Origin of the sequence: Thermodesulfomicrobium sp. WS (assembly GCF_027925145.1) — a bacterium.
In the GTDB taxonomy this organism is placed as follows: domain Bacteria; phylum Desulfobacterota; class Desulfovibrionia; order Desulfovibrionales; family Desulfomicrobiaceae; genus Thermodesulfomicrobium.
Map to the genome: position 1 here is coordinate 111,568 of NZ_AP027130.1, position 19,064 is coordinate 130,631.

Consider the following 19,064-nt stretch of genomic DNA (forward strand, 5'->3'; position numbering starts at 1 on the left):
AAGATCATATCGAGGCTTTTCATGACGCCCTCCTCTCACGGCCCGACTCCCGGGCCGTTCGTCTTTCTGGATCCCCAAGGCCGCAGGTGGCGCCGCATCCGCCTGGGTCTTGGCCTTGCCGTGACGGTCTGTATCGTCGCCCTGGGGATCTTTATCCAGGCGATCCTGCATCCGTCCCCGCTGGCGCCGCTCCCCTTGCATACGCCGCATTTCAACCACGGAACCCCCATTACCGAGGCGCCCCTGCGGCCGGATTGGCCTGCTGTCCACACGCCGCCGTCCCTGTCCGCGGGCGTACGAAAACCCGCCGCGACCATGCGCGTGGCATGGCATGCTCCATGGGATACCCGCGCTTGGGATGTCCTGCGCAGGCACACCAGCGATCTCGATGCCGTGGTCGTAGAATGGATGAGCCTTGTGGACGTCGAGGGCCATGTGCGCATGGAATCTGACGAGCGTTTGGATACACTCTCCAGCGCCGACGAAGCGCTCGGCATCTATCTGGTACTCAACAATCTCGCGCAGGACCGATGGCAGCCCGAGGCCGTGGAAGAATTGGCCCGCTCCTCGCCCGCCCGCCAGGCGGAAGTCCTCGCGCCGGTATGGGCAGAAATGGAGCGAGTCCGGGCTCGAGGGCTGGTGCTCCACTTCGAAGGTCTGGATCCGGACCTCGCCGAGAGCATCACCGCCCTCATCTGCAGCATGGCGCAAACTCTCCACGCCCAAGGCCGAGAGCTGTGGCTCGCCGTGCCGGCTTCCCGGGATGCCAACGCCCTGTCCTGCGCCGCCCTGGCCTCCTCGGTGGACCGTTTCATAGCCCTCCTCCACACCGAGACCGCAGCGGATGAACCGCCCGGCCCCATCGCCTCGCAGCCATGGTTCCAAGGATGGCTCGACGCCCTGCTGGAAAAAGGCGGCCAGCCCGAGCAGTGGATCATCGCCATCGGCAACCACGGCTACGAATGGCAGCCCCAAGGCGCGGGCAAAGAAATCTCCTTCGTCGATGCCATGGAGCGGGCCCGCCGCGCCGACAGCCCCCAGCTCACCATGGACCTTCCCCTGCTGCAGCCAGGCTTGCGGTACGACGTCAACGGCGAGGAGCGCATCGTCTGGTTCCAGGACGTGGTCACCTTCGTCAATCAGGTGAAGTATGCCTTATCCCGCGGGGTGAGCGGTATCCTTCTCTACCGCCTTGGCACCGAAGACCCGGGGGTGTGGAGCATCGTCTGGGACCAGCCAGGCGAGCCGCCGACCACCATCGCCCCAGAGGGACGAGTGGCCCACGTGGGCGAAGGCGACAGCATCCTGGCTGAAGACGAGGAAACCCCGGGCCTGCGGGAACTCGTCCCGCTTGCGGACGGCACATGGAAGTCCCGCTTCGTCCTGCTGCCCCGCTGCGCCACGGTGGTGCATTCCGGCGCATCCACGATGCCTGGCCAGGTGGTGCTCTCCTTCGACGACGGCCCAGATCCCCGCTGGACCCCGGCCATCTTGGACATCCTCAAGAAATGGCGCGTTCCTGCGGTCTTTTTTGTCACCGGCAGAAATGCCGAACGCTACCCCGAACTCATCCGCCGCATGGCCGACGAAGGGCACCTGGTCGCCAACCACAGCTTCTTCCACCCGGATATCGCCCGCATATCCGGCCCCCATGCCGCCTTGGAACTCGTCTCCACCACGAGGATCATCGAAACCCTTACCGGCCGCTCGCCCCGACTCTTCCGGCCTCCGTATCTGCGCGATTCGCTCCCAGCCACCCGAGAAGAACTCACGGCACTCGTGCGCGCCCAGAAACAAGGGCTCATCGTGCTTGGCCAAAGCATCGACCCCCGTGACTACGAACGGCCCGAAGCCCAGGAGATCGCCCTGCGTGTGGCGGAGCAACTGAGCCAAGGCCGCGTGCTCCTGCTGCATGACGGCGGTGGCGACCGCAGCGCAACCGTAGCCGCGCTCCCCCAGATCCTCGAAGCCATCCGCGACCGCGGCGGGCAAGTCGTGCCCGTGTGGGAGCTCCTCAATACCGATGCCGCTGCCCTGGCCCCTCCGGCGCCGCCTGCACCCGACACCGTGGTGGCAGGGATCGGGTTTTCCCTGTGGCGCATACTGGAAACGGGCCTGTGGTGGGTGGTGGCAGGATGCACGGTGCTCGTGCTCGTGCGCACCATGGTGCTCCTGGTCCTCGCCACCTGGCAGATCCGCCGGGAAACACCACACACCCCCTGGCCCCTGCCGGTATCCATCCTGGTGCCTGCGCACAACGAGGCCCTGACCATTGGCGCCACAGTCCAAAGTCTCCTGGAACAAGAACATTCCCCAGGAATCGAAGTCCTCATCCTCGACGACGGCAGCTCTGACGGCACTGCGGAGGCCGCCCAAAAGGCCGGTCAAGGCGACCCTCGACTGCGGGTGCTGCGCCTGCCGCATGGGGGCAAGGCAGCCGCGCTTAACCAAGGCATCGCCGCAGCCCGCCACGAAGTGCTCGTGATGCTCGATGCCGATACGCAACTGGCCCCAGGGGCAGTGGGAGAACTTGCCGCGTACTTTCATGACCCAAGCGTTGGCGCGGTCTCCGGCACGGCCCGGGCCAGCAACCGACACCGGGCCCTTACCCGCTGGCAGGATTTGGAATACCTCTGCGGCTTCAACCTGGAGCGCCGCGCCTGCCACCACATCGACGGCATCCTGGTGGTCCCCGGCGCCATCGGCGCCTGGCGCAAAGCGGCCCTGACCGCCATTGGCGGCTTTGCCACCGATACCCTGGCCGAAGACACCGACGCCACCATCGCCCTGCAGCGCGCCGGCTGGCGCGTGCGGCATCAAGGCCGGGCCGTGGCGTGGACCCAAGTCCCCGCCGATATGTCCTCCTTCATTCGACAACGCTTCCGTTGGGCCTTCGGCACCATGCAGGCGCTCTGGAAACACCGCGCCGCCATGGGCGATACCCGGCTGCGCGGCCTGGGGCTCTTCACCATGCCCGGGACGTGGTTTTTCCAGATAGTGCTGGTGCTTGGAGGTCCTTTGCTCGACCTTGGCCTGATTCTGAGCGCCGCTTCAGGCGTCACCACCGCGGCAGCCCTCGCCCTTACCGTGTTTCTGCTCTTGGATTTGAGCCTGGCGGCCTTTGCCCTCTGCGTCGAAGGGGAACGTCTGCGGGATGCCTGGCAGGTCATCCCCATGCGCCTTGTCTACCGACCGCTTCTTGCCTGGGCGGCATGGAAAGCCACCATCGCCATGGCTCGGGGAGTCTGGCAAGGCTGGACCAAGGCCGAGCGTCACGCCATCACCCTTGCCCGGAGCACCTCATGAGCCGAACCCATGCTGCCATCGCTGGATTTTGGATCGCCATGATCGCGAGCCTCCTTGGGCCCGCCCTTGGCCGAACGGAAACTGTGCCCGAAAACGCCACCTTGGCCATCCCCCCGCAAGGCATCTACTTTGGGGCCTACATCGATGCCGGGCCGGCGGAAGATGACGTCTCGCACGAGAGTATCGCCGCCTTCGAAACCATGGTGGGCAAGCGCGTGGCCATTCTCGCCTTCTCGAGCTACTGGGGCCGCAACACCTTTCCCGAGGCCCAGGTGCGCATCGCCCACCACCGCGGCATGGTCCCCCTCATCTACTGGTCCCCCTGGGAATATCCCTTCCCTGGGCTCAATGCCCCCAACCCATACTCCCTGCACGCCATCATCCAGGGCCAGTGGGACGACTACATCCGCCGCTGGGCCAAAGCTGCCGCAGCCACCCGCCGCCCCATCTTGGTGGCCTTCGGCATCGAGATGAACGGCGAGTGGTTTCCGTGGTCCGGCATCTTCCATGGGGCAGGCACCCCCACCGCCCCCGGCGCCTTTTCCCCATGGGCCGGGCCCGATGCCTATATCCGCGCCTACCGCCACGTGGTGGACCTGGCCCGAGCCCAAGGGGCGAAGAACATCCGCTGGGTCTTTCACGTCAACAACACCTCCAACCCCGATGCCCCCTGGAACCAACCGGCAGCCTACGACCCTGGCGACGACTACGTGGACATCCTCGCCATGAGTGCCTACGGGAAACAGTATCCCGGCCCAGGCGGCTGGATTCCCTTCCGAAAAACCATCGATCCTTTCTATCCTGCGCTCGCCGCCATCCATCCCCACAAACCGATCCTCCTGGCCGAATGGGGGATCGGAGAATTTCCCGCCTCTGGCGACAAGGCAAGCTATCTGCGCGAAGCCCTTGCGCTCCTGCCCCGCGCCTATCCCCGGCTCATGGGTGCGGTCTTCTGGCACGAACGCTGGGAAAATAGCGATGGCCGCCACTCCAATCTCCGCGTCAACTCCTCCCGCGCATCCCTCGATGCCTTCCGCCAAGGCATCGCCGATCCATTGTGGCTTGCCCGCCCCATCTGGAAGACGCCCTAGCGATGCCGGACATCACCGGGCGGCTCCCCGCTGCAGGACGCCCCGCGTCACCCCCTCCCCAGACAGCTCCCCAAAAAGTTCGGGCCGGGAAAACCCGGCCCGAACTTTTGCGACGAGGCTTCCGCCCCGAGAGCATCCAGGGCTACGCACCCTGGCCGCAGCACTTCTTGTATTTCTTGCCGCTGCCGCACGGACAGGGGTCGTTGCGTCCCACCTTGGGTTCGGCGCGGCGCTGGGTCTGGGGCCGCGCGTCGGCCTCATCGCCCGGGGCCTGATACTGCACCGCCTGGGTCTCTTCGTGGCGCAGCTCCTGCGGGACCGTGACCTCCACTTTGAGGTGGGTGAGGGCCCGCAACGAGCCTTCGCGGATGCGAAAGAGCATGTCTTCGAAGAGCTCAAAGCCCTCGCGCTTGTACTCCTGTTTGGGGTCACGCTGGGCGTAGCCCCGCAGGCCGATGCCCTCCTTGAGGTAATCCATCTGGAGCAGATGCTCCTTCCAGGCGCGGTCCAAGGTATCGAGGACAAAGAAGCGCACGATCTCCTGGTAGTGGTCCGGCGCGGCCTGCCGGTGCGCATCCAGAATGCGCTCCACCAGGGCCTTCGCCTGCTCCCGGGGGACGAACACCGCAGTCTCGGGCACCGCCGCACCGTCCTCCAAGGGCATGGCCCGACGGATGGCCAGGATCTCATCCACCTTGGCCGCCACCTGGGCCTGAATCTCCGCCTCGTCGTCGCCGCGGCGGCGATTTTCCCACGGCTCGTACAAGGCGTCCAAAAGATCGTCGAGGAACTCCGCAAGCAAACCGTCCAAATGGGGGGCGGTCATGACCTCGCGACGCAGCGAGTAGATGACCTCACGCTGCTGGTTCATGACGTCGTCATATTCCAAAAGCTGCTTGCGGATCTCGAAGTTATAGCCCTCCACCCGCTTCTGGGCGTTTTCGATGGAGCGGGAAATGAGGGGATGCTCGATGGACTCGCCCTCGGTCATGCCGAGTTTTTCCATGAGTCCGGAGATCCGGTCCGAGCCGAAGAGCCGCATGAGCGGATCGTCCAAGGCGATGTAGAACCGGCTCTCACCCGGATCGCCCTGACGGCCGGCGCGGCCGCGCAGCTGGTTGTCGATGCGCCGGCTCTCATGGCGCTCGGTACCGAGGATAAAAAGCCCCCCAAGCTCGCGCACCCCTTCGCCGAGCACGATATCCGTGCCGCGACCCGCCATGTTGGTGGCAATGGTCACCCGGCCGCGCTGCCCGGCCTCGGCCACGATCTCGGCCTCCTTTTCGTGCTGCTTGGCGTTGAGCACCGCGTGCGGGATGCGGCGCTTGGCGAGCAGCCCGGAGAGCATCTCCGATTTTTCGATGGAGGTGGTGCCCACAAGGACCGGCTGGCCCTTGCGGTACAAGCGCTCGATCTCCGCCACGATGGCGAGATATTTCTCCCGCTGGGTGCGGTAGACCACGTCCGGATGATCTATGCGGATCATGGGCTTGTTCGGCGGGATCACCACCACCTCCAGCCCGTAGATCTGCTGGAACTCCACCGCCTCGGTGTCCGCAGTACCGGTCATGCCCGCGAGCTTTTCGTACATGCGGAAATAGTTCTGAAACGTAATGGATGCCAAGGTCTGGTTTTCTGCCTCCACGGAAACCTTTTCCTTGGCTTCCAAGGCCTGGTGCAGTCCATCGCTGTAGCGCCGCCCGGGCATAAGCCGGCCCGTGAATTCGTCCACGATGATGACTTTTCCATCTTTGACGATGTAATGGTCATCGCGCACAAAGAGATGATGGGCCCGCAATGCCTGCAATATATGATGCTGCACGGTGATATGCGTCGGATCAAAAAGGTTGTCCACCTGCAAGATTTCTTCACAGCGGGCGACACCTTCATCCGTAAGTGTCACGGTACGGGCCTTTTCATCCACGCTAAAATGGATATCTCGCGTCAACAGAGGAATAATGGCGTCGATGCGGGCGTAGAGCTCGGTGGGCTTGTCGCCAGGCCCGGAGATGATGAGCGGGGTACGGGCCTCGTCGATGAGGATGGAGTCCACTTCGTCCACGATGGCGAAGTGGAGCTCGCGCTGCACCAATTGTTCGGCGTAGAACTTCATGTTGTCGCGCAGATAGTCGAAGCCGAACTCGTTGTTGGTGCCGTACGTAATGTCCGCGGCGTAGGCGGCCTTGCGCTCTTCGTCGGAGAGGCCATGGACGATGACCCCCACCGAAAGCCCCAAAAACTGGTAGATCTGTCCCATCCATTGGGCGTCACGGCGGGCCAGGTAGTCGTTGACCGTCACCACGTGCACCCCACGGCCAGTGAGGGCGTTGAGCACCACCGGCAGCGTCGCCACCAAGGTCTTGCCCTCGCCGGTCTTCATCTCCGCGATCTTGCCTTGGTGCAGGGTAATGCCGCCCATGATCTGGACATCGAAATGGCGCATGCCCAAGACCCGGCGGCCGGCCTCCCGGGTGAGGGCAAAGACCTCGGGGAGCAGGCTGTCGAGATCCCGGCCCTGGGCCACCTCGGCGCGCAGCTCCGCAATCCGCTGGCCCAACGCCGCATCCGGCAGGGGGGCGACTTTGGCTTCCCACTCATTGACCGCAGCCACCAACGGCCGCAGCGATTTGAGATACCGATCGTTTTTGGTGCCAAAGAGCTTCTTGGTCAAAAATCCAAACATACGTCTCCTTGCAGGAACGCGCTAGCGGACAAAGTCCCGCTCCATGTCGCGGGCAATGGCCCGACGCCGCAATTCCTCACGGCGGTCGTGCACGCGCTTGCCCCGGGAAAGCGCCAATTCCACTTTGATTTTTCCGTTTTTGAAATACATCTTGGTGGGCACCAGCGTCAGGCCCTTTTGCTCCACCTTGGCGGCCAGGCTCGCAATCTCCCGGCGGTGCAGAAGCAGCTTGCGCGCCCGGTCCGGGTCGTGCTGGGCATAGCCCGCATTGGGATAGGGCGAGATATGCACGCCCGTCAGCCACGCCTCACCGGCGTGAAACACCACATACCCATCGCCCAGGTTCACCCGGCCTTCGCGCAAGGATTTGACCTCGGAGCCGGAAAGCACCAGGCCGGCCTCCACAAAATCGAGGAACTCATACTCATGCCGGGCCTTGCGGTTGGCCGCCACCAGCTTGATCCCTTGGGGTTTGGCGCTCATCCCCCCACCTCCTCTCCCAACAGGGAGACCGAAAACAAAAGTTCATCGGGGACATGCCGGTAGATCATCTCCCGCACCAAGCGGTTGCTGCGCGCCACCGACTGACTGGCCATGACCTGCTTGAGCAGGGCGTCACATTCTTCCATGGTGGTCTGCCGGACCAAGCGTTTGATGCTCGGTATGGACCGTGGATTGAGGCTAATGGCGTCCACGCGCATTCCCAAAAGCACCGGGACACAAAATGGATCCGCTGCCAATTCACCACAGACGCAGACATCGATCCCAGCGCGGTGCCCCGAATCCACGACCCACTTGATGGAGCGCACAATAGCGGGATGGAGCGGTTGGTACAGCGCGGAGACATCCTTGTTGGTACGGTCGATGCCCAAGGTGTATTGAATGAGATCATTGGTCCCAATACTAAAAAAGTCTACCTCCTGGGCGAGGACGTCGGCCGTCATCACGGCGCTGGGCAGTTCCATCATGATGCCCAAGGGCATATCCTCTCGGAAAGGCACACCTTCCGCCGCCAGTTCCCGCTGTACCTCGCGGTAGAACTTCTTCACCTCCACCAATTCCTCGATGCCGGAAATCATGGGCAGCAGCAGGTGCACATTGCCCACCACACTGGCCCGCAAAATGGCCCGCAGTTGGGCCCGGAATACATCGCGGTGGTGCAAACAGTAGCGGATGGCCCGAAGTCCCAGGGCGGGATTGGCCTCCCGACGGTGGCGCAAGGTGGGGGTCAGTTTGTCCGCGCCCACATCCAGGGTGCGGATCACCACCTTGTGCGGGGCCATGAGGCTTGCCAGATCCAAATACTGCTCCGCGAGCTCCTCCTCGCTGGGAGGGGTCTCCCGGTTCATGTACGTGTACTCGGTGCGATAGAGGCCGATGCCCTCGGCCCCCAAGTCGCGCACCGCCACCACTTCTTCGAAAAGTTCGATGTTGGCCAAGGTCTGCACCTCGAACCCATCGCGCGTCTGGGCCGGCAAATGGCAGGAACGCAGCACCACGGCCTGGTAATCGTCGAAGCGCGCCGCCAGTTCTGTAGAGCGGGCAAGCTCGTCTTCATCAGGGTCCACGAGCACCCGGCCGTGGAAGCCATCGAGGATGATGAGTTCCCCCGCCAAGGTGCCGTCGAGGCCTTCCACACCCACCACGGCCGGAATTTGCAGCGATCGGGCAAGGATCCCCACATGCGAGGTCTTGCCGCCCGAAGCCGTGGCCAGGGCCAGGACCTTGGCGAAATCGATCTCCACCAAATCTGCGGGGCTCAAGTCCCGGGCCAGGAGCACCCCCCGCTGGGTCATGGGCGCGGCCCCCGCCTGCCCCACCAACACCCCGAGCACCCGCTCGGCCGCCTGGCGCACGTCCTGCATGCGGCTGCGCAAGTACTCATCCTCGATGGCCGTGAACGTGGCCTCCACAGCAGCCACCGCCCGCTCCAGGGCCCATTCGGCGTTGATGTGCTGCGCAGCGATGGCCGCAAGGGCCTGTTCCTGAAGCTTGCGGTCGCGCACCAAAAGCAGATGCGCCTCCACCATGGCGGCGTGGTCACGCAAGTCTTCGGGCACTGCGGCCAGCACCCGCTCAAGGTCCTGGGCGGCCACCGCAAAGGCCTGCCGCAAACGCTCCTGCTCCTTCTCCACGGCATCCGGGGCAATGGGATGGTACGAGGCGCGGGCAAACCAATCCCGATCCAAAAAATGGGCCCGTCCAACGGCGATGCCTGCAGCCACGGGGATGCCATAGAGCACTTGGCGCGCCATCATTCCTCCCCAAAACGTTCCACAAAAAGCCGCGCCACGGCCTCCACCGCTTCCTGGGCGTCCGGACCATGGGCCCGAATCCGCACCATGGCGCCCTGAGGTGCCGCCAGCGTGAGGATATCGAGGATGGACTTGGCATCCACCGCCCCGGCATCCGTCTCCAAAAACACCTGCGCGGCAAAGCGGGCCGCCGTCTGGCAGATCTTCCCTGCCGGCCGAGCATGGATCCCCAAGGTGTTGACCACCTGCACCTCACGTGTCCACGATCCGTTTGCGTGCGTCATGCCCACTGCCCCACGATCCACGCCAGCCCAACGCCTGCCAGCACGACCAGGCGCCACGGGCCGCCCGGGGCGAGCAGTCCGGACACGCCTGCACCGGTCCCCATCAGCACCACGGCCCACGGCCCCAAAGGGGCTGCCACCGCGCCCAACACCGCCGCCAGCGCCACCGCGCACACCACCTTGATATGCCGCGCCCAATTGATGAGGTCCCAGCGTTTGAGGTCCTGAAGAAAGGCGAGCCCACGGGAATACGCCCGAAAAAATGTCACCATTTTCATGACCTGCACCGCGGTCAAGGCCGCCACGGTCCACACGCCTGCCCACAACCACAACCCGCGCACGAGCAAAAAACACTGGACGAGCGCCCAAAGCACGAACACCCCGCCGCTGAAAAAGGCGTCTCCCAACCCCGAAAGGGTAAAGACCACCGTGGAACGCACGGCGGCCAAGGCCTGCGGCGCGAGAAGGCCCCGAGCGATACGCTCCTCCAAGGAGAGAAAAAGGCCCACCAGAGCCGGCGTCCAGCACGGATGCGTATTGTACAGCCCCAAGTACCGATGCCGGGCCCGCTGCAGCGCCGCAGGGTCATGGGCATACAACGCGCAGAGGGCAGGATGGAGGATAAACACCATCCCCACGTTCTGCAGCCCCCGCATGGTGTACACCGCGCCCACCAAATAAGTGCGCCAGAAGGTCCGCCACAACAGGCTCTTGGGGATCACGCTTCCTCCACCAGCATCCGGTACACCGCCTTGGCAGGCCAACCAGAAACCCGGGCCACCCGCCGGGCCACTTCCCGGGGCGCAAGGCCCGTGGCCGCCAAGGCTGCCGCCTCTGCTGCCACCCGCGGCGCGTCCCAGGCCGCGGGCGTTACCTCCGGCGGGCCCACCACCACCGTGACCTCGCCCAAAAGCTCGGAGAGCTCCGGTACATCCTGGCCAAGCCGGCCATGGATAAAGGTCTCGTGCACCTTGGTCAATTCCCGGGCGACACAAAAGGACCTTTCTCCCAACACCTGATGCGCAATCCGCAAGGAGGCGGGCACCCGATTTTTGCGCTCGTACCACACCAATGTCAGAGGAATGGCAGCATAAAGCGCCAGGGCGGCGGCCACGTCACCCGGCCTTCGCGGCAGAAACCCCAAAAAGGCAAAAGGGTACGGGGGAAGGCCGCTGGCGGTGAGCGCTGCCAGCGCCGCACACGGGCCGGGTACCGGCGACACGGCGATGCCTGTCTGCCAACAGGCCGCCACCAAGCGGTAGCCTGGGTCTGCCACCAACGGGGTCCCGGCGTCGGAAACCAGGGCGGCGTCCTCGCCCGCCTGCAGCCGGGCAAGGACAGAGGGCAGGCGCTGGCGCTCATTGTGTTCATGGAGGCTTACCAGCTCCCGCGCCGTCACCCCGCAGCTGGCAAGGAGTTGGCCGGTGCGCCGGGTGTCCTCGCAAAGCACGAAATGCGCCGCAGCCAGCGTTTCCCGGGCCCGCGGCGAGAGATCACCACGGTTGCCAAGGGGAGTGGAGACGATCCACAGCATACGATGCATCCACGATGTGACGGTCGTGACTCAAAGAAAAGTGCGGCGGCGAGCCCACCACGGCCACCAAGTCGAACCGGCACGGGAGCCCCCAGCCCCCGATCTGCGAAAGGTATGCGCTCGCGGCCCGAAGCAGACGCGCCGCCTTGGCCGGGGTCACGGCCTCACCCGGCGTGCCGCGGCGGGTAGATGCCCGAGTCTTCACTTCCACGAAGACGATGGTATCCGCCTCCTGGCAGATAAGATCGATCTCTCCACCAGGCACGCGAAAATTGCGCTCCCGAATCCGCCACCCCAGCCCCTGAAGATAGCGGGCCGCGGCTTCTTCGCCCAGGCGCCCCATCTCCTGGGAAGATATGGAGGTCATCTTTCGACTCCGGGCAGACGAAGCTGCGTGCCCCTCGGGAACGTTCCCCGAAAGGTATGGCGGTGCAGAGGGCTTGCCCCCAAACGCGCAATGGCCGCCCGGTGTTCGGCCGTGCCGTAACCTTTGTGGCGCTCCAAGCCATAGCCCGGATAGCGCTCCGCCAAGGCCTCCATGAGGCGGTCCCGGAAGGTCTTGGCCAAGATCGAGGCCGCAGAGATGGCAGGCACCGACACATCCCCCCCCACAATGGCCTCCACCGGCATGGGCGCGGGAAAGACCTGGTTGCCGTCCACCAGCACCCGCGCCGGCGCCATGGCCAAGGCCTCCACGGCCCGGGCCATGGCCCGCAAGGTGGCCTGAAGGATGTTGACGGCCTCAATCTCCCGCGGCCAGGAAAAACCCAAGGCCCAGGACACAGCCTGGGCCTTGATCTGACGGGCAAGGAACTCTCGACGCCGCGGAGAAAGCTTCTTGGAGTCCGTAAGCCCCGGCAGGCTCCACGGTACGGGCACAAGCACCGCAGCAGCCACCACAGGCCCCGCAAGACACCCTCGCCCGGCCTCATCCACCCCTGCCACCAGGACAGAGGCTTCACGCTCGGCCATCGGCGCCCCCGCAGCCTATACCCAATCCTTCTTGGTCTTGATGCGCGCGGCCTTGCCTTTGAGGTTGCGCAGGTAGAAAAGACGGCTGCGGCGCACCACGCCCTGGGAGACCACCTCGATGCGGTCGATGCACGGGGCGTGCAGCGGGAAGATACGTTCCACCCCCACGCCGTCGGAGACCTTACGCACCACAAACGAGGCATCCGTGGTCCCCTTCTTGTAACGAATCACCACACCCTCGAAGATCTGGATACGCTCCTTCTCGCCTTCCACGATACGGGTGTGGACCTTCACCGTATCGCCGGGCCGAAACGAGGGGATATCGGCGCGCAGGTGCTCGCTCTCAATGTTGCGGATGATGTCCATACTGATTCTCCTTCAAAACTCCTCCTGCAACGATGCACAGGAGGGGACTTATCCCAGGTCGCCCACCAGCCGATCCACCATGATGGCGGCTGCCGAACGCACCGAGAGATGATTGTACGTTTCCAAAAAACGCACCGGTCGCAGACAGGCATGCGCCTGCTGGAGGACCTCCGGGGCCAAGCCGTGGCCCGTACCCAACACGAGGAGCACCGGCATGGAGCTGAGCCATTGTCGCACCACCGATGCCGTTGTCGTGCCTTCCCGGGCAGAGGTCACCACGATCCGGGGAGGCTGCCCCGTACGCACACGCACCGCCGCCTCCGCCTCCTCCAGCGAGGAAACCACGTCCACAAGGCGGAGCGCCTCGCGACGGCACGGATTGGCCGCAGCACCCGCGCCGTCCCGCCAATGGGCCAAAAGCTCCCGCGCCAGGGCTTGTTGGTCCTCCACGGGGGTGCAGACCCAATAGCCCCCCAGCCCGTAGGTACGGGAAAGGCGGGCAATATCGTGGAGGTCCAGGTTTGTCAAAGAGGTGGCGATGGTGCGCCCTGTCTTGTCGAGCACCGGATAATGCACCAAGGCGACAAAGAGATTGCGCCCCAGGCGCGGCCGGGACATGCCCTGCAAAAGCCTTTGGTCTGCAGGATCGAGCTCGGCCGTGTCCAGCAAGTCGGGGCGCAAGGCAAGCGTCTGGCGCAGACTCTGCTCCCGTCGCCAGGCACGGATGCGGGCGTGATCTCCGGAGAGCAAAATCTCCGGCACCTGGAGTCCGGCATAGACCTCAGGCCGGGTATAGTGCGGATATTCCAGCAGCCCGGCACTAAAACTCTCTTCTTCTGCGCTCTCTTCCTTGCCCAAGAAATCCGGCACCAAACGCGAGACCGCCTCCAGGAGACACAAGGCCGCACTCTCGCCGCCATTCAAGACCACATCCCCCACCGAGACGGCCTCCATAGGGAAAAGGGCTTCCAAACGGGCGTCGATCCCCTCGTAACGGCCACAGATCACCACGAGCTCTTCTTCCTGGGCAAGTTCCCGCGCCAGGGCTTGGGTAAGCGGTCGTCCCTTGGGGGCCAGGAGGATGCGCCGGGCGTTGGGGGCGTCCTTGAGGGCGCGTGCTACCGGGTCCACGGTCATCACCATGCCCGCGCCGCCGCCATACGGTCGGTCATCCACGTGGCGGTGCTTGTCCTGGGAATAGTCCCGTGGGTTACGAAACTCCACCTGCACCAGCCCTCGCTCCACCGCCCGGCCCAGCAAGCCGCAGGAGAGGGGGGAGGCGAAAAATTCCGGGAAAAGGGTAACCAGGGTAAAACGCATACCGGTGTCTTCGCAGGCCTCAAGGGACTCCGTCTTCCTGACGGCAGAGATCCAAAAGCCCTTCGGGGGGATCGATGACCAAGCGATCGGTTACCGCCTGTACCCGCAGCGCTGCAGGCAGGACGTACCGGCTCCCGTCCGCCCCAACCACAGTCCAGAGCTCTTGGCCGGCCACCAAGGCCACGGAGCGCAGTTCCCCCAAGATCTCCCCCTGGGAAAGCTCCACCGTCGCCCCGATCCATGCCAAAGCGCCCCAGCGTTGCGGATCCGCCGCAGCCACATCCCGGGCACGCCCCAAAACCGCAGCATCCCGCCAAGGCTCTGCCTTGTCCCGGCCATCCAGACCGTCCACGGCCATGAGCACCCGACCGGAGTGCATCCGGCAGGCAAGCACCGGCCACGGTTTGGCTTTGGCGTCTTGACGGCGCAAATACACGCGCGAGATCCGGAGCAAGGCCTCCTGACAGCCGCCATGAGGGGCGACGAGAATTTCTCCCCGCAGCCCGTGCGCCTTCACCACCCGGCCCAACTCCACGAGTTCCAGGCCACCAGGCACGTTACTCGAGAATCTCCAGCACGCAACGTTTGCCGGCCTTCATGGAGGCCGCAGCCAGCACCGTACGGATAGCGCGCGCCATCCGCCCTTGCTTGCCAATGACCTTGCCCAAATCTTCCTTGGCGACACGAAGCTCGATGACCGTGGTCTGCTCGCCTTCCACTTCGGTCACGGTCACGGCCTCGGGCTGATCCACCAACGACTGGGCGATGAATTCCACGAGTCCCTTGAGCATGCCGGCCTCCCCACCCCCGCGGGCGTGTTTATGCCGCCACGCCAGCGCGCTTGAGTAGCGAGCGGACCGTGTCCGTGGGCTGGGCGCCGCGCTCCATCCACGACTTGATGGCATCCAGATCCAGCTTCACATCCGCCGGATCCGTCATGGGATTGTAGTAGCCCACATAGGCCAAGGCACGGCCATCACGGCGGGACTGCGCCTCCATGACCACCACACGATAGAACGGTTTCTTCTTGGACCCCATACGGGTCAAACGGAGTTTCAAAGCCATTGGTTTCTCCTCGTCACATGAGTAGTATACTTACTTGCGTTTGCGCTGCTTACGCTCTTTTTTTCGCTTCTCCCGAAGCTTGTCGCGATCCACGGCGCTGCGGCGCCCTCCACCTGCCCCAGGGAGCCCCGGCATCCCGGGCATTGTCGGCATCCCGGGCGCAGCCCCGCCTGGAGCCGTCGGCATCTTGCCTTGGAGCATCTGCTGCATGAGGCCACGCATCTGCTCGAAATTTTTGATGAGCGCATTGACGTCCGCCACCGTGACGCCGCTTCCCCGGGCAATGCGTTGACGACGGCTGGTATCGATCATCTTGGGGTTGCGGCGCTCGGCCACGGTCATGGCGTTGATCATGGCCTCCACTTTGGCCATTTCCTTGTCCGGCAGGCGCACGTCCTGGAGCTGCTTGCGCAGCTTCCCCATACCCGGGATCAAGGCCAGTAGCCCCTCAATGGAGCCCAACTTGCGAATGCGCCGCATCTGCGTGCGAAAATCTTCGAAGTCGAACTCCGCCTTGCGCATGCGGTCCTGGATGCGCTCGGCCTCCTTGGCATCAATGGTGCTCTGGGCCTTCTCGATGAGGGTGAGCACGTCCCCCATGCCCAGGATGCGCGACGCGATCCGGTCCGGGTAGAATACCTCGAACTCACTGGGCCGCTCGCCAGTACCCACGAATTTCAGCGGCTTGCCCGTGATGGACTTGATGGACAGGGCCGCACCGCCACGGGCGTCGCCATCCATCTTGGTGAGCACCACGCCCGTGATGTCCAGGGTGGCGTCAAAGGCCTGGGCCACGGTGACCGCATCCTGCCCGGTCATGGCGTCGGCCACGAACAGGATCTCCTGGGGCGCGCAGGCCGCCTTGATGGCCACCAACTCGTTCATGAGGGCTTCGTCCACGTGCAGCCGGCCCGCGGTATCGAAGATCACCACCGAGTGCCCCAAGCGGGCGGCCTCGGCCAAGCCCTGGCGGCAGATGTCCACGGGATTCATCTCCACCGTGGAGGCAAACACCGGCACCCCCAGCTCCGCCCCCAATTTACGGAGCTGATCGATGGCCGCCGGACGGTAGACGTCCGCAGGGACCAAATACGGGCTCATCTTGCGCCGACGCAAAAACAAGGCCAGCTTGGCGGCCGACGTGGTCTTGCCCGACCCCTGCAGCCCCACCATCATCACCGCATACGGAGGCTTGCCCGCAAATGCGAGCCCTTCGTGTTCGCCCCCCAAAAGCGCGATGAGCTCCTCATGGACGATCTTGATGACCTGCTGCCCCGGGGTAAGACTGCCCTGCACCTCCTGACCCAAGGCGCGCTGCCGCACCCGCTCCACGAAACCGCGCACCACGTCAAAATGGACGTCCGCCTCCAAAAGGGCAAGACGCACCTCCCGCAGCCCCTCCTGGATGTTTTTCTCATCCAGGCGGCCGTGGCCGCGCAACTTCTTGAATACCGACTCCAGTCGATCGGACAGACTATCGAACATGGCACTCCCGTCAGGCAAAAAGGGAGACTCGCATAGACGCAGAGCGCCTATGCGTCAAGAAAGAGTGTCCAGGGAAATTTCAGCCCCGCACGCGGGCCACGGCGCGGATCATGCCGTCGCGGGCGCGCTCGATCACGGATGCATCCACGCAAAACGCCAAACGAAAATACCCGGGCATACCAAAGCCCCGCCCTGGCACCGCCAAAATACGCTCCTCCTGCAAGGCCCGCACAAAGGCCTCGTCGTCACCTCCCGGGGCTTCGGGGAAAAAGTAAAAGGCCCCCTGCGGCGGCATGTAGCGGATGCCGGCGTCGTCCAAAACCCGCATCATGACGGTACGCCGACGCGCATACACCGCCGTATCCACCTGGCTCCCCAGGGCCTTCATGAGGATGCGCTGCCCTATGGCCGGAGCGTTGACAAACCCCAAGATACGGTTGGCGAGGATCATGCCGTTCACCAAGATCTCGGCCTCAGGCATGGCTGGGTTCACCGCCACGTACCCCACCCGCTCGCCGGCCAGGCCCAAGCTCTTGGAAAACGAGCTCACCACCACACTCTGCGGATGCGCGGCCATGACCGACGGCACGTGGACGCCATCATAGGTGAGGAACCGATACGGTTCATCGGCGATGATCAGAATGGGGCGGCCAAGACGCGCCTCGGCCCGCGCCAAGAGCGCTCCCAATGCCGCCAGCTCCTCGGCCGAATATACCCGGCCGGTGGGATTATTGGGGGAATTGAGGATCACACAGCGGGTGCGCGCCGAAATCGCTGCCTCCACAGCCGCAAGGTCGAGCCCGAAGTCCGGGGTGCGGGCCGGCACCGCCACCAGGCGGCCGCCATGGTTTTCGGCGTAGAAGCCATACTCCACAAAATACGGGGCGATGGCCAAAACCTCGTCGCCGGGATTGAGCACGGCCCGCAGCACCACGTTGATGGCCCCGGCCGCCCCGCACGTGACCAGCACGTGGTCGGCAGACACGGGCACGCCCTGCTCGGCGCGCAACGCCTCGGCCAAGGCGGCCCGAAGCTCCGGATACCCGGCGTTGGGCATATACCCAAAGGCAAAGGGTTCAGCGGCATGGTCCGCCAGCTCCCGCAAGGCGTCGGCCACCACCGCGGGCGGCGCGAGGTCGGGGTTCCCCAGGCTCAAGTCCTGCACCGCATCCGCACCGTAACGCCGCTTGAGTTCGATCCCGGTCTCAAACATGCGGCGAATCCACGACGAGCGGGCCAAGTACCCTTCCACTGCGTGAGCGAGCATGCTGCCTCCCCGACGCCTCACGGCACCGCAATGCCCTGAAGCCGATATTCATTGAGCTTGTTGCGCAAGGTGCGCACGGAAATTCCAAGAAGTTCCGATGCCTTGGTACGATTTCCCCCGGTAGAGCGCAGGCTCTTCAAAATCAAACGGCGCTCCATCTCCTCCAGCGGGATGATCTCGGGCTCGTCCCCAGCGCCCTCGCTGGATGCGGATTCCAAGGATTGCACCGGAGCTTCCCCCTCCATGACCGGCACGTCTTCCCCAGCAGCGCTGTCGAGCAAAAAATGTCCCACGCCGATGGCCCCACCTGCAGCCAAGAGCACGGCCCGCTCCATGAGGTTTTGCAGCTCCCGCACGTTGCCCGGCCATTGGTGGGCCTGCAGCCAGCGCTCGGCCTCCGCAGAAAGCCGGGTGGATGGATAGCCATAGGTATCGGCGAAGCGGCGCAAAAAAAACCGCGCCAGTTCGAGCACATCCGCGCCGCGCTCGCGCAGCGGAGGAAGACGCAGGGGGATCACATTGAGGCGATAGAAAAGGTCCTGACGGAACTGTCCCTGAGCCACGGCCTCTTCCAGGTTGCGGTTGGTGGTGGCGATCACCCGGGTGTCCACGGCCACAGATTCCGTGCCGCCCACACGGTCGATCTCCCCCTCCTGCAGGGCGCGCAAGAGTTTGGCTTGCAGGGCCAAATCCATCTCCGAGATCTCGTCCAAAAGCAGCGTGCCGCCGGAGGCGAGCTCGAATTTGCCCAGCTTGCGGGCAATGGCGCCGGTAAAGGCCCCTTTTTCGTGGCCAAAGAGCTCGCTTTCCAAAAGATGCTCGGGCAGGGCCGCGCAATTGACCGCCACAAAAGGCCCCTGGCGGCCGGAATGGGCGTGGATATAGCGGGCGAGGACCTCTTTACCGGTGCCCGATTCCCCGCTCACCAGCACCGTGGCCTTGGAACGGGCCACCTGACGGGCCAAGGCCAGGATGCGGCCCATGGCCGGATGCGAACCCACCACCACCGGCGCCCCAAAGGCCCTTGCCGCGGACGCGCCCACGGCCGCTGGCGGCCCTGGCTCCGGCAATGCCGCCAGGAGTTTTTCGGCAAGCAACGGCAGCAGCCAATAGTCCCGGGCGCCCAGGCCCAGATATTGGCGCACTTCGTCGGCGCTGCCCCGCTCGGCCACCACCACCACCGGCACCTCGTGATCCACCGCCGCAGCCACCACCTCTGCGGCCGCAAGTCCCGGAAGGCCAGTCTCGCACACCGCAAGGGCCACCTGACGGGCGGCCAGGGTCTTGGTCACCGTGGGCATGTCCTCGGCCAAGATTACGGACACCCCCTGCTCCTTGAGGGCAGCATGCAGCCCCGAGACGTGCTGGGGCCGGCACACAAAAAGGATACGCCGCATCGCCATAGGCCCAGATCCCTAGCCAGTTGCCGCAACATT

Annotated in this window: 18 protein-coding genes; 2 read left to right on the forward strand and 16 right to left on the reverse strand. The window is 64.5% G+C overall.

What is annotated here, in order from left to right; genetic code table 11:
- Window positions 1–21: 21 nt before the first annotated feature.
- Window positions 22–3,306, forward strand: a complete 3,285-nt coding sequence (locus tag QMF81_RS00565; RefSeq protein WP_281751018.1) for a glycosyltransferase — start codon at window positions 22–24, stop codon at window positions 3,304–3,306.
- Window positions 3,303–4,397 (forward strand): glycosyl hydrolase, encoded by a 1,095-nt coding sequence (locus QMF81_RS00570; protein WP_281751019.1) that lies wholly within the window; start codon window positions 3,303–3,305, stop codon window positions 4,395–4,397. The genes QMF81_RS00565 and QMF81_RS00570 overlap by 4 nt, the downstream gene beginning before the upstream one ends.
- Window positions 4,398–4,539: 142 nt before the next feature.
- On the opposite strand, the gene secA is transcribed toward QMF81_RS00570, so the two are convergent.
- The 16 genes from secA to QMF81_RS00650 form a co-directional block, all read right to left on the reverse strand.
- A complete protein-coding gene (gene secA, locus QMF81_RS00575; RefSeq protein ID WP_281751021.1) occupies window positions 4,540–7,080 on the reverse strand; it encodes a preprotein translocase subunit SecA in 2,541 nt (846 codons plus the stop codon).
- A 21-nt stretch (window positions 7,081–7,101) separates the two neighbouring features.
- Window positions 7,102–7,563, reverse strand: a complete 462-nt coding sequence (smpB, locus tag QMF81_RS00580) for an SsrA-binding protein SmpB (protein ID WP_281751023.1) — start codon at window positions 7,561–7,563, stop codon at window positions 7,102–7,104.
- Window positions 7,560–9,335 (reverse strand): phosphoenolpyruvate--protein phosphotransferase, encoded by a 1,776-nt coding sequence (gene ptsP / locus QMF81_RS00585; protein ID WP_281751024.1) that lies wholly within the window; start codon window positions 9,333–9,335, stop codon window positions 7,560–7,562. The genes smpB and ptsP overlap by 4 nt, the downstream gene beginning before the upstream one ends.
- A complete protein-coding gene (locus tag QMF81_RS00590) occupies window positions 9,335–9,619 on the reverse strand; it encodes an HPr family phosphocarrier protein (protein WP_281751027.1) in 285 nt (94 codons plus the stop codon). Before QMF81_RS00590 ends, ptsP begins: the two co-directional genes overlap by 1 nt.
- Complete coding sequence (locus QMF81_RS00595; protein ID WP_281751029.1) at window positions 9,616–10,341, reverse strand: PTS system mannose/fructose/sorbose family transporter subunit IID; 726 nt, start codon at window positions 10,339–10,341, stop codon at window positions 9,616–9,618. The genes QMF81_RS00590 and QMF81_RS00595 overlap by 4 nt, the downstream gene beginning before the upstream one ends.
- Window positions 10,338–11,162 carry a 16S rRNA (cytidine(1402)-2'-O)-methyltransferase gene (gene rsmI, locus QMF81_RS00600; protein ID WP_281751031.1) on the reverse strand — a complete coding sequence of 275 codons (825 nt, stop codon included), beginning with the start codon at window positions 11,160–11,162 and terminating at the stop codon, window positions 10,338–10,340. The genes QMF81_RS00595 and rsmI overlap by 4 nt, the downstream gene beginning before the upstream one ends.
- Window positions 11,113–11,520, reverse strand: coding sequence for a YraN family protein (locus QMF81_RS00605; RefSeq protein WP_281751033.1), 408 nt, complete (start codon window positions 11,518–11,520; stop codon window positions 11,113–11,115). Before QMF81_RS00605 ends, rsmI begins: the two co-directional genes overlap by 50 nt.
- Window positions 11,517–12,125, reverse strand: a complete 609-nt coding sequence (locus QMF81_RS00610) for a ribonuclease HII (RefSeq protein ID WP_281751034.1) — start codon at window positions 12,123–12,125, stop codon at window positions 11,517–11,519. Before QMF81_RS00610 ends, QMF81_RS00605 begins: the two co-directional genes overlap by 4 nt.
- Before the next feature lie 15 nt (window positions 12,126–12,140).
- Window positions 12,141–12,491 carry a 50S ribosomal protein L19 gene (rplS, locus tag QMF81_RS00615; RefSeq protein ID WP_281751036.1) on the reverse strand — a complete coding sequence of 117 codons (351 nt, stop codon included), beginning with the start codon at window positions 12,489–12,491 and terminating at the stop codon, window positions 12,141–12,143.
- Between the two features lie 48 nt (window positions 12,492–12,539).
- Window positions 12,540–13,811, reverse strand: coding sequence for a tRNA (guanosine(37)-N1)-methyltransferase TrmD (trmD, locus tag QMF81_RS00620; protein WP_281751038.1), 1,272 nt, complete (start codon window positions 13,809–13,811; stop codon window positions 12,540–12,542).
- 19 nt (window positions 13,812–13,830) lie between these two features.
- Window positions 13,831–14,367, reverse strand: coding sequence for a hypothetical protein (locus QMF81_RS00625; RefSeq protein WP_281751040.1), 537 nt, complete (start codon window positions 14,365–14,367; stop codon window positions 13,831–13,833).
- Between the two features lies 1 nt (window position 14,368).
- Window positions 14,369–14,602, reverse strand: coding sequence for a KH domain-containing protein (locus QMF81_RS00630; RefSeq protein WP_281751041.1), 234 nt, complete (start codon window positions 14,600–14,602; stop codon window positions 14,369–14,371).
- 28 nt (window positions 14,603–14,630) lie between these two features.
- Window positions 14,631–14,876 (reverse strand): 30S ribosomal protein S16, encoded by a 246-nt coding sequence (gene rpsP, locus QMF81_RS00635; RefSeq protein WP_281751043.1) that lies wholly within the window; start codon window positions 14,874–14,876, stop codon window positions 14,631–14,633.
- Between the two features lie 30 nt (window positions 14,877–14,906).
- Window positions 14,907–16,361 carry a signal recognition particle protein gene (gene ffh, locus QMF81_RS00640; protein ID WP_281751045.1) on the reverse strand — a complete coding sequence of 485 codons (1,455 nt, stop codon included), beginning with the start codon at window positions 16,359–16,361 and terminating at the stop codon, window positions 14,907–14,909.
- Window positions 16,362–16,440: 79 nt separating this feature from the next.
- Complete coding sequence (locus QMF81_RS00645; RefSeq protein WP_281751047.1) at window positions 16,441–17,628, reverse strand: pyridoxal phosphate-dependent aminotransferase; 1,188 nt, start codon at window positions 17,626–17,628, stop codon at window positions 16,441–16,443.
- 17 nt (window positions 17,629–17,645) lie between these two features.
- Window positions 17,646–19,031: a sigma-54 dependent transcriptional regulator gene (locus QMF81_RS00650; protein WP_281751049.1), complete on the reverse strand. Its 1,386-nt coding sequence runs from the start codon at window positions 19,029–19,031 to the stop codon at window positions 17,646–17,648.
- Window positions 19,032–19,064 lie beyond the last annotated feature (33 nt).